Source organism: Streptomyces sp. NPDC003379 (assembly GCF_053589195.1).
This window is the reverse complement of sequence record NZ_JBSFRK010000015.1, coordinates 148726-162385: the sequence shown is the minus strand read 5'-3', so window position 1 is coordinate 162385 and position 13660 is coordinate 148726. Positions and strand designations below refer to the sequence as shown.

Here is a 13660-nt window from a genome sequence, read left to right as displayed (position 1 = left end):
GGTCTGCCCGGAATGCTATCCCTCCGCGCCGCGCGGGGGCGGCGGCGGGCCTACGGCGTCCCGGGCAGCCGCGGCGCGCTCTTCGCCGGGCTCTCCTCCAGCGCGGCGAGCGCGATCCGTACCGCCTCGTCCAACTGCGGGTCGCGGCCCGCCGCGTAGTCGTCCGGGGTGGTCACGACCTCGACGTCGGGGGCGACTCCGTAGTTCTCGACGCCCCACTCCTGGCCCTCCATCCAGAACGCGTACTTCGGCTGCGTGACCAGCGTCCCGTCGACCAGGTGGTAGCGGTTGTCGACGCCGACGACGCCGCCCCAGGTGCGTGTGCCCACCACGGGGCCGATGCCGAGCACCCTGATCGCGGCGTTGACGATGTCGCCGTCGGATCCGGAGAACTCGTTGGCGACGGCGACGACGGGTCCGAGCGGTGCGTCCAAGGGGTAGCTGAGGGGGCGCGAGCCGCGTGGCAGGTCCCAGCCGACGACGCGGCGCGCCAGCTTCTCCACGACGAGCTGGGAGGTGTGCCCGCCGCGGTTCTCGCGGACGTCCACGACCAGGCCCTCGCGGGCGACCTCGACGCGCAGGTCACGGTGGATCTGCGCCCAGCCGGGCGCCTGCATGTCGGGGACGTGGAGGTAGCCGAGGCGGCCGCCGGAGCGCTCGTGGACGTAGGCGCGCCGGTCGGCGACCCAGGCGTGGTAGCGCAGCGGCTCCTCGTCGGCGACGGGGACGACCACGGCGTGCCGCGGGTCGCCGCCGCCCGAGGGCGAGACGGTCAGCTCGACGGGCTTGCCCGCGGTGCCGACGAGCAGTGGTCCGGGGCCGGTGACGGGGTCGACGGCCCGGCCGTTGACCTCGATCACCGCGTCGCCGGGACGGACCGCGACGCCGGGCGCCGCCAGCGGGGACTGCGCTGAGGGGTCGGAGGTCTCGGAGGGCAGGACGCGGTCGATGCGCCACTGGCCGTCCTCGCCGCGCGAGAGGTCGGCGCCTAGGAGTCCCTGGCGGTGCGTGCCGCCCGCGCCGCCCGGGATGACGTACGCGTGCGAGGTGCCCAGTTCGCCCTGCACCTCCCAGAGCAGGTCGACGAGGTCGTCGTGGGTGGCGACGCGGTCCAGGACGGGGCGGTAGCGGTCCAGTACGGCGTCCCAGTCGACGCCGCCCATGTCGGGCCGCCAGAAGTTGTCCCGCATGAGGCGGCCCGTCTCGTCGTACATCTGGCGCCACTCGGCGGCCGGGTCGACGGTGTGGCGGATGCGGGAGAGGTCGACGGTGATGTTCGAGTCGCTGTCGTCGTCGCCGGAGGCGCGCCGGTCGCTGGGCACCACCTTCAACTTGCCGTCGGTCCACAGCAGGACCCGCTTGCCGTCGCCGGTGACCGCGAAGTGGTCGGCGTCGGCGGCGAGCTCCTCGACGCGGCGCTGGACGAGGTCGTACCGCTCCAGTTCCGTGGGCGGCTCCGAGTCGGACGGGGTGGCGCGGGAGGCGCCGAGCACGCCGCGCACCGGGTGGCGCAGCCAGAGCAGGCCGTCCTTGGCGGCGCGCAGCGTGGTGTAGCGGGCGGCCTCGACGGGGAACGGCACGATGCGGTCGGCGAGCCCGTCGAAGTCGATGCGGGTGACGGGCGCGCCCTCGCTTTCGGGCGTCTCGGCGCCGGGGCTGTCCTGCCCCTCGAAGGGCCTGCCGTGCCGCTGCGGCCCGAACGGGGACGGCGTGGTCGCGGCGAGCGTGATCAGGTACGGCCGTGAGCCGCCGACGAAGGCGAGGTCGAAGACGTGCTCGTCGTAAACCGGGTCGAAGGCGCGCGCGGACAGGAAGGCGAGGTGCTTGCCGTCGAGGGTGAACGCGGGCGCGTAGTCGCGGAAGCGGAGCGGGGTCGCCTCGGACACCGACAGGTCGGCGGTGTTGGCGAGCCTGAGCTGGCGCAGCGGGCGCGGGCCGGGGTGCGACCAGGCGAGCCAGGCGGAGTCGGGCGAGAAGACGAGCCCGGTGGCCTCGCCGTCCTGGCTGCGGTCGACCTGGCGGACCTCGCCGCTCTCGCGTTCGACGAGCAGGACGCGGCCGTCGTGCGAGGCGACGGCGGCGCGGCTGCCGTCCGGCGACATGGCGAGCGCGAGGACCCGGCCGAGCTGTCCGACGGCGAGCCTGCGGGGCGTCGCACCGGGCGCGGGGCCGGTGGCGGGGGCGAACTCCAGCGCCTCGTCGCCCTCGGCGTCGGTCACCCACACCACGTGCTCCTCACCGGCCACGCGGAAGGTGCGGGGCAGCCGGGCGCGCACCCCGTGCGTGGCGGCGAGCGCGCGGGCCGGGCCCTCGCGGTGCGTGATCCAGTGCACGGAGCCGCGCACGGAGACGGCGCTGCCGCGCCCGGTGTGGTCGGGCGCGGCGGCCCCGAACCAGCGGGCGGCGGTCACGGGGTGCGGCTGGAGGTCGGTGCGCTGCCCGCCGAGGCGGATGTCGAGGCGGCGCGGCTCGGCGCCGGTCAGATCGTCCAGGAGCCAGAGCTCACCGGCGGACGCGTAGACGACGCGGGTGCCGTCGGTGGCGGCGTGCCGGGCGTAGAAGCCGTCGGTGGGGGTGTGGCGGCGCAGGTCGGAGCCGTCGGGGAGTGAGGAGTAGAGCGCGCCGACGCCTTCGTGGTCGCAGAGGAAGGCGACGCGCTCCCCCACCCACAGCGGGTACTCGATGTTCCCGTCGAGCTCTTCGTGCAGGCGTACGAAGGGACGGTCGCCCCGCGCCTGTTCCGTGCGGATCCACAGCTTGCCCGCGGTGCCGCCGCGGTACCGCTTCCACCAGGCGGCCTCGCGTCCCATGGGGGCGGAGAGCAGCAGGATCTGCCCGTCGGGGCCGTGGGCGACGTCGCCGACCAGACCGTAGGGGAGCGTGGTCGCGGGTCCGCCGTCCAGCGGCACGGCCCGCGCCCAGGTGCGGCGCAGGGATGCCTGGCCCGCCGCGCTGACGGCGAGGACCTGCCCATCGGGGGTCCAGCCGCGTACGCCGGTCTTCCAAGTGCCCCAGTAGGTCAGCCTTCTGGAGGGGCCGCCGTCGATGGGTGCGATGTGCACCTCGGGCGCCCCGTCGCGGGTGGACGTCCAGGCGACGGTGGTGCCGTCCGGGGAGACGCGGGGGTGGTTCACGGGCATGTTGTCGGCGCTGACCCGCCAGGCGCGGCCCCCGTCGAGGGGGGCGACCCAGACGTCGTCCTCGGCCGTGAAGGTGGCCAACTCGCCGTGGAGGTGCGGATACCGGAGGTACGCAGTCTGAGTCACGCCACCCAGCCTAGGCAGGCGCCGGGCGGCCCGGCAGCGGTTCGGATCACTTCGTCCGGAGCCGTCCGCCCGTGCCGCCGGGTCACTTGCCGGGGGCGCAGTCGCAGGTCGCGGGTGGCGGCGGGTCCGGAGTGACGGTCACGGTGACGGTCGTGGTGGGGCCGGGTCCGGGCTCTTCGTGGGAGGGCGGCGGCCGGTGGGAGTCGGGCGGCGGGGAAGGCGTGCCGCCACCGTCACCGTCGCCGTTGCCGTCATCCGCCCCGCAGTTGCCGAGGACGTCGACCTGGAACCACTCCTTGCCGTCGACCTTCGCGGTGAGGTTTCCGCGTACGCACCGGCCGTCGACGACGGCGTGCACCTTGCCCTTGATGGTGATGTCCTGGCCGTCGCCGGAATCGCCCTGGCAGTCCACCTCGACGACGGCCTCGGGCGTCGGAGCGCCGCTCTTGGGAGTCACCCGGTCCTGGTAACGGGCCGTGCAGCTGAGCCACGCCACGTCGAGGCGCTGCCGCTCCAGCTCCTTGGTGCCCATCTCGTCGGTGGTGAGCGCGACCGCGGAGGTGTTCAGATCACCGTTCACGGGGTCGCACGCGGTGACGCCGAGCGCCGCGGCGCCGGCGAGCCCGACGGCGCACAGGATCGGCGTACGCCGTTTCCACACGTTCCGCTGCTGTAACCGCCTCAATGCCCCCATAGGCGGCAGGGTGCCACCCCGTGCGCCGGTGCGGTAGACCGCTTGCGGCCATCTGTCGACCGGCGCGCGCGGACGCTGTCAGGACCAGCGGCCCGTGCGCCCCAGGAGCAGCGCGGTCGCCGCCGTCCCCGCGGTCGACGTGCGCAGCACGCTGCGCCCGAGGCGGTACGGCTTCGCGCCGGCTTCGGCGAAGGCCGCCGACTCGTCCGGGGAGACGCCCCCTTCGGGCCCGACCACCAGCACGATGTGCCCGGCGGCGGGAAGGTCCGCCGTGGCCAGCGGCTCGCTGCCCTCCTCGTGCAGGACGGCCGCGAAGTCGGCGCCCGCGAGCAGGGCCGCGACCTGCTTGGTCGACGCCGCGTCGGCCACCTCGGGGAAGCGCACCCGGCGCGACTGCTTGCCCGCCTCGCGCGCGGTGGCCCGCCACTTGGCCAGCGCCTTGAGGCCGCGCTCGCCCTTCCACTGCGTGATGCAGCGCGAGGCGGCCCACGGCACGACCGCGTCGACGCCGGTCTCCGTCATGGTCTCGACGGCGAGTTCACCGCGGTCACCCTTGGGCAGCGCCTGGACGACGGTGATCCGCGGCTCCTCCTCGGGCTCCTCGGCCACGGAGTCCATGTGCACGACGAGCCGGTCCTTGCCCTCGGTGTCCACGACCACGCACTCCGCCCACCGCCCGGCGCCGTCGGTCAGGACGACGTCCTCACCGGCGTGCAGCCGCTTCACGGAGACGGCGTGCCGCCCTTCGGGGCCGTCGAGTACGTAGCGTCCGCCGGCACCCGCGTCGAAGTGCTCGACGACGAAGACGGGGGCGGTCACGCGGCGCCCCTCTGCGTCAACGCGCCCTTGGCCTCGGCGAGTTCGGACGCGAGGACCTCCACGAGCTGCCCGGCGGGCAGCTCCCTTGCGAGCCGGTGGCCCTGCCCGGCCCAGAGCGCCATGCCCTGCGCGTCACCGGCCTTAGCGGCGGCCTTGCGCAGACCGCTGGTCAGGTGGTGCACCTGGGGGTAGGCGGCGGGCGCGTACGGGCCGTGCTCGCGCATGAAGCGGTTGACGAGGCCGCGCGCGGGCCGCCCGGAGAACGCCCGGGTCAGCTCGGTCCGCACGAACAGCGGATTGGTCATGGCCTGCTTGTGCAGGGCGTTGGCGCCCGACTCCGGGGCGACCAGGAACGCCGTGCCGAGCTGCGCGGCGTCCGCGCCCGCCGCGAGCACCGCGGCGATCTGCGCGCCGCGCATCAGGCCGCCCGTGGCGAGGAGGGGGATCCGCACGGCCTCGCGGACCTGCGTGACGAGGGAGAGCAGCCCGATCCCGGCGCCGTCTGCCTCGGGGTTGTCGCGGTGGGTGCCCTGGTGTCCGCCCGCCTCGACGCCCTGTACGCACACGGCGTCGGCGCCTGACCACTGGGCGGTCTGCGCCTCCTCCGGCGTGGTGACGGTGACGACGGTGAGGGTGCCGACGCGCGCGAAGGAGTCCAGGACCTCGCGGGTGGGGCACCCGAAGGTGAAGGAGACGACCGGCACCGGGTCGTCGACCAGGATCGCCAGCTTGGCGTCGTATCCGTCGTCGCGCCCACTGTCCGGGTCGCCGAGCTGAGTCTCGTACCAGGCCGCCTCACCGGCGAGCTGGCTGCGGTACACCTCGACGGCGGCGGCGTCCGCGGTGTCGGGCTGCGGCATGAACAGATTGACGCCGAAGGGCCGCGAGGTCAGTCCCCGCACCTGCTTGATCTCCTGGTACATCCCGTCGGCGGTCTTGTACCCGGCGGCGAGAAATCCCAGACCACCGGCGTCGGAGACGGCCGCGGCCAACTGCGGACAGGAGGCACCGCCCGCCATGGGGGCCTGCACGATCGGATGGCGGCAGAGATCGGTCAGCACGGAGGACATAACGGCATCGTGCCACGCCCGGCTCGGGCAACCGAATCGCACCCCACGGAGGCTCGGGGAAGCCCCGTAAGGGGCGCGGGGAACGGCGCGAGCAACCCAAGACAACCCGCAGGGACAGACAACAAAGCGCCCCCGGCACGGGGTAACCCGCTACCGGGGGCACAGAGCCACTGCCCAAGGCGCTACCGCCCGTTGAACGCGTCCTTGAGGCGAGAGAACAACCCCTGCTGCCCCGGCTGGAACTGCCCCGTGGGCCGCTCCTCCCCGCGCAGCGCCGAAAGCTCCCGCAGCACCCGCTCCTGCTCGGCGTCGAGCTTCGTCGGCGTGAGGACCTCGACGTGCACGATGAGGTCACCGCGCCCGCCGCCCCGCAGATGCGTGATGCCGCGGCCGTGCAGCGGCACCGACTGACCGGACTGCGTGCCCGGCCGGATGTCGATCTCCTCCAGGCCGTCCAGCGTCTCCAGCGGCACCTTCGTGCCGAGGGCCGCCGCCGTCATCGGAATGGTGACGGTGCAGTGCAGATCGTCGCCGCGCCGCTGGAAGACGGCGTGCGGCAACTCATGGATCTCCACATACAGGTCACCGGCGGGGCCGCCACCGGGGCCGACCTCGCCTTCACCGGCGAGCTGGATCCTGGTCCCGTTGTCGACACCTGCGGGGATCTTCACGGTCAGGGTCCGGCGCGACCGGATCCGTCCGTCGCCCGCGCACTCGGGGCAGGGCGTCGGGACGACGGTCCCGAACCCCTGACACTGCGGGCACGGCCGCGAGGTCATGACCTGGCCGAGGAAGGACCGCGTGACCTGCGACACCTCACCGCGACCGCGGCACATGTCACACGTCTGGGCCGAGGTCCCCGGCGCGGCACCCTCACCGCTACAGGTCGTACACACCACGGCGGTGTCGACCTGGATGTCCTTGGTGGTCCCGAAGGCGGCCTCGTCGAGGTCGATCTCCAGCCGGATCATGGCGTCCTGGCCACGGCGCGTGCGCGACCGGGGGCCACGCTGCGACGCCGTCCCGAAGAACGCGTCCATGATGTCGGAGAAGTTGCCGAAGCCACCGGCGCCGAAGCCACCCGCGCCTCCGCCGCCGCCCGCCTGGGACAGCGGGTCGCCGCCGAGGTCGTAGACCTGCTTCTTCTGCGGGTCCGACAACACCTCGTAGGCGGCGTTGATCTCCTTGAAGCGCTCCTGAGTCTTCGGATCCGGATTCACGTCCGGGTGAAGCTCACGGGCCAGCCTGCGGAAGGCCTTCTTGATCTCGTCCTGGGAAGCGTCGCGGCGCACGCCGAGTACGGCGTAGTAGTCCGTGGCCACTTACGACTCCGCCAGGATCTGTCCGACGTAACGTGCCACTGCGCGTACTGCTCCCATCGTTCCCGGATAGTCCATGCGGGTCGGTCCGACCACGCCTAGTTTCGCGACTGCCTCGCTGCCCGAACCGTAGCCGACCGAGACCACGGAAGTGGAGCTGAGGCCCTCATGGGCGTTCTCATGACCGATCCGTACGGCCATGCCCGAATCCTGCACCTCGCCGAGCAGCTTGAGGAGCACGACCTGCTCCTCAAGGGCTTCCAGCACGGGGCGGATCGTGAGGGGAAAGTCATGTCCGAAGCGGGTGAGATTGGCGGTTCCGCCGATCATCAGCCGCTCCTCGGTCTCCTCGACAAGTGTTTCGAGGAGGGTGGACAGGACCGTCGCGACAGTGCCGCGGTCCTCGGCCTCGAAGGCCTCGGTCAGGTCCTGCACCAGCTGCGGCACGTCCGCGAAGCGGCGGCCCGCGACCCTGCTGTTGAGCCGCGCCCGCAGATCGGCGAGCGACGTCTCCCCGAAGGGCGCCGGACAGTCGATCATGCGCTGCTCGACCCGGCCGGTGTCGGTGATCAGTACGAGCATCAAGCGCGCCGGAGCGAGGGACAGCAACTCCACATGACGCACGGTCGAACGCGTCAGCGAGGGGTACTGCACGACGGCGACCTGCCGGGTCAGCTGCGCGAGCAGCCGCACCGTACGCCCCACCACGTCGTCGAGGTCGACGGCGCCGTCGAGGAAATTCTGGATGGCGCGGCGCTCGGGGGCGGTCATCGGCTTGACGCCCGCGAGCTTGTCGACGAACAGCCGATAACCCTTGTCCGTCGGGATGCGCCCCGCGCTGGTGTGAGGCTGGGCGATGAACCCTTCCTCCTCCAGCGCCGCCATGTCGTTGCGCACCGTGGCCGGGGAGACGCCGAGGCTGTGCCGCTCCGTGAGCGCCTTGGAGCCGACGGGCTCCTCCGTCCCGACATAGTCGTGGACGATGGCGCGCAGCACTTCGAGCCTGCGTTCACTGAGCATCGCGCACACCTCCAGCCGTCATCCGTCGCGGTGAGTCCCCTGCCTGGCACTCAACGTGGGCGAGTGCCAGCCTGTCAAAAAGTCAGTGTACGGCCGTGAGGTACGGACCCGGCAAGGCCGGTCCGCTCTCGGTCTGCTCTCGGTGTGCTCTCGGTCCGCTCTCGTTCTGCTGAGGGGTATCGCAGCGGCTAGCGTCACCGTATGGATGTGGAGCCGACATGGGAAGCGGCCGGCTGGGAGCGACTCGCGCCGCGTGTGGGGCGGTGCCGCCTGCCGGTGTGGGACTGCACCGCGGGGCTCGTCGTCGGGGACGACGCGGCCCTGATGATCGAGGCCGGGTCGGGCCTGGCGGAGGGCGCGGCGCTGCGGACGCGGGCGAGGGACCTTCTCGGCGGGGGCCGCCGCGTGACGCATCTCGCTCTGACGCATCCGCACTTCGACCACGTACTGGGAGCGGCGGCCTTCGCGGGCGTGGAGGTGTACGGCGCGGTCGGCATCGACACGGTCTTCGCCAAGGGCGGCGACGAGCTGCGCGCGGACGCGGTGCGGCACGGCGCGGACCCGGCGGCCGCCGCGGAAGCGGCCGACCTGCTGGTGCGCCCGCACCACCTGGTGTGCGGGGAGTGGACGCTGGACCTCGGCGGCGGTGTCCAGGTGCTCCTCGCGAACGTCGGCCCGGGCCACTCGGGCCACGACCTGGCGGTCCTGGTGCCCGCCGCCGCCGGTGACGGGCGGGAGATCGTCTTCTGCGGCGACCTGGTCGAGGAGTCGGGCGAACCGCAGGCCGGTCCGGACGCCGTGCCCGGGCAGTGGCCGGCGGCGCTTGACCGGCTCCTCGGCCTCGGCGGCGAGGACGCGCTGTACGTGCCGGGGCACGGTGCGGTGGTCGATGCGGCTTTTGTCCGTGCGCAGCGGGCTGCGTTGGCGGCCCGTTTCGGCGTGTCGTGACGGACGCCCCGCGTCTTCTTCCTATCGTTGGCAGGATGCGCCAGTACTCCGCCGATCTCACCCCGCCCTGGAAGAAGCCGAAGCCCGTACCGGAGGTGGCGGCCGACGCCGGCCTCGTGGTCGAGGAGCTGGGCACCGGTTTCTGCGGGGCGGTGATCCGCTGCGAGAAGACGGCGCAGGGCCCGACGGTGACGCTGGAGGACCGCTTCGGCAAGCACCGTGTCTTTCCTATGGAGCCGCGGGGTTTCCTGCTGGAAGGCAGGACGGTCACTCTCGTACGCCCGGCCGCCGACTCGGCTCCTCCTGTACGTCCTTCCCGCACCGCGTCCGGCTCGGTGGCCGTCCCCGGAGCGCGGGCCAGGGTCGCCCGCGCCGGACGCATCTACGTCGAGGGACGCCACGACGCGGAGCTGGTCGAGCGGGTCTGGGGCGACGACCTGCGCATCGAAGGCGTCGTCGTCGAGTACCTGGAGGGCATCGACGACCTGCCCGCGATCGTCGCGGAGTTCTCCCCCGGCCCCGACGCGCGGCTCGGCGTCCTGGTGGACCACCTCGTCCCCGGCTCCAAGGAGTCCCGCATCGCGGCGCAGGTCACCGGCGCGCACGCCCTGGTGGTCGGCCACCCCTACATCGACGTGTGGGAGGCGGTGAAGCCGGCCTCGGTGGGCATCGAGGCGTGGCCCCGGGTGCCGCGGGGGCGGGACTGGAAGACGGGGGTGTGCGAGGCGCTGGGGTGGCCGGTGAACACGGGGGCGGCGTGGCAGCGGATCCTGGGCTCGGTGCGCAGCTACAGGGACCTGGAGCCGGCGCTGCTGGGGAGGGTGGAGGAGCTGATCGACTTCGTCACGCTTCCGCTGGCCCCTGGGCCTTGACCATCACGACCGGCCCCGCCGCTCCCCGCTCCGCGGCGGCTCCCTGCACTCCCCCGCCCCGCCGACCTCGCTCACCGCACCCCGCCGCTCCGCGGCGGCTCCCCCACCCACCCACCCGTTTACCCGGCACCATCCAGCGACGCAGCCCCGACCCCGCGCTCCCCCGCCCCGCCAACCTTCGCTGGTCCGGCAGCCACGTCAGTCGACCAAGCCCCGTACCACCGCGTCCGCCAGCAATCGCCCACGCAGCGTGAGAACCGCCCGCCCGGCCCCGTAAGGGCCGGCCTCCAGCAGGCCGTCCCCCAGCGCCTTGCGGGCGGACGCCAGCCCGGCCTCCCGTAGGAGAGACAACGGGCAGCCCTCACGGAGCCGCAGCTCAAGCAGGATCCGCTCGACCCGTCGGTCCTCCGCGGAGAGGATCTCCCGCCCGGCTCCTGGCGACCTGCCGGAGGAAAGCGCGGCCGCGTACGCCCCGGGATGCTTCACGTTCCACCACCGCACGCCCCCGGCATGGCTGTGCGCCCCGGGCCCGGCGCCCCACCAGTCGGCGCCCCGCCAGTACAGCTCGTTGTGCAGGCACCGGCCCGCCTCGGACGTGGCCCAGTTGGACACCTCGTACCACTCGAAGCCCGCGCCGCCCAGCACCTCGTCGGCGATCAGGTACCGGTCCGCGTGGACGTCGTCGTCCGTCATCGGGACCTCCCCGCGCCGGATCCGCCGCGCCAGCTGCGTGCCCTCCTCGACGATCAGCGCGTACGCACTGATGTGATCGGGCCCGGCCCCGAGCGCCGCGTCCAGCGTGGCCCGCCAGTCCTCGTCCGTCTCCCCGGGCGTGCCGTAGATGAGGTCGAGGTTCACGTGGTCGAACCCGGCCGCCCGCGCCTCGGCGACGCACGCCTCGGGCCGCCCGGGCGTATGCGTACGGTCGAGGACCTTCAGTACGTGCTGCTTCGCGCTCTGCATTCCGAAGGAGACCCGGTTGAATCCGCCCTCCCGCAGCTCAGCCAGGTAAGCGGCATCGACCGACTCCGGGTTCGCCTCGGTCGTGATCTCCGCGTCGTCCGCGAGCCCGAACTCGTCCCGCACGGCCGCCAGCATCCGCACGAGGTCCCCCGCGGCGAGCAGCGTCGGCGTACCGCCCCCGACGAAGACGGTCCGCACGGGCCGCGGGTCGTCCCCGAGGACCTTCCTGGCGAGCCGCACCTCGTCGACGAGGGTGTCCGCGTAGTTGTCGCGGGAGGCGAGCACGCCGCCGGAGCCGCGCAGCTCGGTCGCGGTGTAGGTGTTGAAGTCGCAGTAGCCGCAGCGCGTGGCGCAGTACGGGACGTGCAGGTAGAAGCCGAGGGGGCGGGAGGCCGCGCCGTCCAGGGCGGACGCGGGCAGCGCCCCGTCCTCGGGCATGGGCTCACCATCGGGCAGTGCGGAAGGCATGCCTTCCATTGTCCCGCACCAGGGCGACGCCAGACGCATCACGGCGACGCCAGACGCATCACGGCGACGCCAGACGCATCACGGCGACGCCAGACGCATCACGGCGACGCCCGGCGCCCTCACCGGGCCTGCAGCACCAGCAGCGCCAGGTCGTCGTCCGGTGGCCGTTCCGAGAATTCGTGTACGAGCCTGCGGATCCGCTCCGCCACCAGGGCCGCGTCGAGGCCCGCGCAGCCGGTGAGGGCCTGGGCGAGGCCGTCGCCGTCGTCGAACTGGAGTTGTCCCGAGCGCCGCTCGGTCACGCCGTCCGTGACGCACAGGAGGGTGTCGCCGGTGCGCAGGTTGAAGCTCTCACTCGTGTACGTCTCGTCGTCGACGACCCCGAGCAGCATCTGCGGGGTCGCCGCCGCCCGTACCTCCCCCTCGGGGGAGAGCAGGAGCGGCAGCGGATGCCCGGCGCACGCGAGGGTGCAGCGCACGCCTCCTTCATACGGGATCAGCTCGCCGTAGAGGAGGGAGAGGAAGCGCGAGGTGGGTCCGTCGGGGGAGACGCCCTGGCCGCCCGCGACGGCGACGACCGCGGCCGCCGCGTCCGCCGCCTCCGTCGCGTCGTCGAGGAGCAGTTGGTTGAGGCGGTCGAGGACCTCCGCGACCTGGTAGCCCTCGCGGGCGAGCAGCCGCAGCCAGGGGCGGGCGAGGCCGATGACGACGGCGGCCTCGGGCCCCTTGCCCTGGACGTCGCCGAGCGCGAAGCACCAGCGTCCCTCGCCCGCCTGGAACACGTCGTAGAAGTCGCCGCCGGGCCCGCCCTTGTCCCGCGGCTCGTACACCAGGCCGCTCTGCACGCCGGGGATCTGGGCGACCTGGCTGGGCAGCAGTCCGCGCTGGAGGATCCGGCTGATGTTGGCCTGGCGCTGATAGCGGCGGGCCGTGCTGACGGCGAGCGCGACGCGGCGGCTGAAGTCCTCGATGAGGCCGGTGACCTCGTCGGGGAAGGGGGTCTCCCCGGCCCGGCCGCCGGCGAGGGGGTGGACGAAGCCCGCCCGGCCGATCACCAGCGTGCCGAGCGCGCGCCCGCCCGCGACCAGGCGGTACGCGAGTGCCGTGCCGGACGTCTCACCCGCCAGCGCCTCGCCGGGCCAGCGGACGGGGATGGCGCCCGTGCCCGCCGCGTCGGGCAGCTGGGGAGGGTCCTTCTCCAGGACGCGGCGCAGCTCCTCTATCCGGTGCTCGCTGGTGTGCCAGACGCGGGCGAGCCTCGCGCCCGGTGCGCCGGGGGCCGCGCGGGATGGGCCCTCCGACGCGTCGTCGAGCCAGACCGCGCACCAGTCGGCGAGCCGCGGCACGAGGAGCTGTCCGGCGAGGGCGGCCACGAGGTCCTCGTCGAACTGCCCGGCCAGCAGGTCGGACGCCTCGGCGAGGAAGCTGAGCGCGCCGCGGTTGACCCACTCCGTGTCGTGTGTGACGCGCTTGGGCAGGGGCGCGAGGATCGCGGCGGCGCTGAGGCCGCGCTGCATCGCCTGTTCGCTCGCGTACGACTCGATCTCCTGGTCGGCCTTGACTTCCTCGACGGGGAGCCGGGCCCAGACGGTCTTGGTGCCCGTGCGGTAGGTGATGCCCCAGGACTCGGAGAGGGTCGCGACGAGTTGCAGCCCTCGCCCGTACTCGGGGGTGCCGACGGGCGGTGGGCCCTGCTCGCCGCGGACGGCGCGGGAGGGGTGGTGGTCGGAGACCTCGATGACGAGGGTCTCGGTGTCCTCGCCCGGTCCGCCCTCGTCGAGGCGGCACAGCAGTTCGACGGCCGTGCCCGCGTGCACGACTGCGTTCGTGACCAACTCGCTCACCAGCAGCACCGAGTCGTCGGCGAGGCGGTCGGTGATGCCGGCCGCCGCGGGCACGGAGAGCCGGGTCCAGTCGTCGAGCGCCGCACGCACGAATCGGCGCGCGGCGGCGGGGGCGAGCGGGTTTCCGGGCAGGGATGTGCGCACCACCGCCGGTGGCCCGGGGCGGCCCCGGTCCTTGGCGGAGCCACGGAATTCGGTCTCCCGTTGCATCGGAATCGACCCCACGGTTCGGCTCGTGAGCAGTTCGGGTGAATACGCCTCAGGCGACACCGACAGAGTGACAGACTGGCCGCGCCCATAAGCACCGAGTTACCGAAGTGGGCCGCTATGAGTGATGACCGTGCTGTGCCCGCGCTCGGATCCGGCCGGATCCCGGC

Annotated in this window: 10 protein-coding genes; 2 read left to right on the top strand and 8 right to left on the bottom strand. The window is 73.2% G+C overall.

The window, feature by feature from the left end; all coding sequences use genetic code 11:
* Positions 1-50: 50 nt before the first annotated feature.
* The 6 genes from ACWDVB_RS17190 to hrcA all read right to left on the bottom strand — a co-directional run bounded on the left by ACWDVB_RS17190 (position 51) and on the right by hrcA (position 8188).
* Entirely contained in the window at positions 51-3266 is a 3216-nt protein-coding gene (locus ACWDVB_RS17190; protein WP_451513105.1) for a S41 family peptidase, read from the bottom strand.
* Between the two features lie 82 nt (positions 3267-3348).
* Positions 3349-3927, bottom strand: coding sequence for a hypothetical protein (locus ACWDVB_RS17185; protein WP_451513106.1), 579 nt, complete (start codon positions 3925-3927; stop codon positions 3349-3351).
* 111 nt (positions 3928-4038) lie between these two features.
* Positions 4039-4779, bottom strand: a complete 741-nt coding sequence (locus ACWDVB_RS17180; protein WP_451513107.1) for a 16S rRNA (uracil(1498)-N(3))-methyltransferase — start codon at positions 4777-4779, stop codon at positions 4039-4041.
* Positions 4776-5849 carry a nitronate monooxygenase gene (locus tag ACWDVB_RS17175; RefSeq protein WP_451513108.1) on the bottom strand — a complete coding sequence of 358 codons (1074 nt, stop codon included), beginning with the start codon at positions 5847-5849 and terminating at the stop codon, positions 4776-4778. The genes ACWDVB_RS17180 and ACWDVB_RS17175 overlap by 4 nt, the downstream gene beginning before the upstream one ends.
* A 182-nt stretch (positions 5850-6031) precedes the next feature.
* A complete protein-coding gene (gene dnaJ / locus ACWDVB_RS17170; protein ID WP_451513109.1) occupies positions 6032-7171 on the bottom strand; it encodes a molecular chaperone DnaJ in 1140 nt (379 codons plus the stop codon).
* Positions 7172-8188 carry a heat-inducible transcriptional repressor HrcA gene (gene hrcA, locus ACWDVB_RS17165; protein WP_451513110.1) on the bottom strand — a complete coding sequence of 339 codons (1017 nt, stop codon included), beginning with the start codon at positions 8186-8188 and terminating at the stop codon, positions 7172-7174. It lies immediately after the preceding gene.
* A 207-nt stretch (positions 8189-8395) separates the two neighbouring features.
* On the opposite strand from hrcA, the gene ACWDVB_RS17160 reads away from it, so the two are divergent.
* Complete coding sequence (locus tag ACWDVB_RS17160; RefSeq protein ID WP_451513225.1) at positions 8396-9136, top strand: MBL fold metallo-hydrolase; 741 nt, start codon at positions 8396-8398, stop codon at positions 9134-9136.
* 35 nt (positions 9137-9171) lie between these two features.
* Positions 9172-10008, top strand: a complete 837-nt coding sequence (locus ACWDVB_RS17155) for a DUF3097 domain-containing protein (protein WP_451513111.1) — start codon at positions 9172-9174, stop codon at positions 10006-10008.
* A 198-nt stretch (positions 10009-10206) separates the two neighbouring features.
* On the opposite strand, the gene hemW is transcribed toward ACWDVB_RS17155, so the two are convergent.
* Together hemW and ACWDVB_RS17145 are read right to left on the bottom strand one after the other, a co-directional pair.
* Positions 10207-11439 (bottom strand): radical SAM family heme chaperone HemW, encoded by a 1233-nt coding sequence (gene hemW / locus ACWDVB_RS17150; protein WP_451513112.1) that lies wholly within the window; start codon positions 11437-11439, stop codon positions 10207-10209.
* Between the two features lie 119 nt (positions 11440-11558).
* Complete coding sequence (locus ACWDVB_RS17145; RefSeq protein ID WP_451513113.1) at positions 11559-13493, bottom strand: SpoIIE family protein phosphatase; 1935 nt, start codon at positions 13491-13493, stop codon at positions 11559-11561.
* Positions 13494-13660 lie beyond the last annotated feature (167 nt).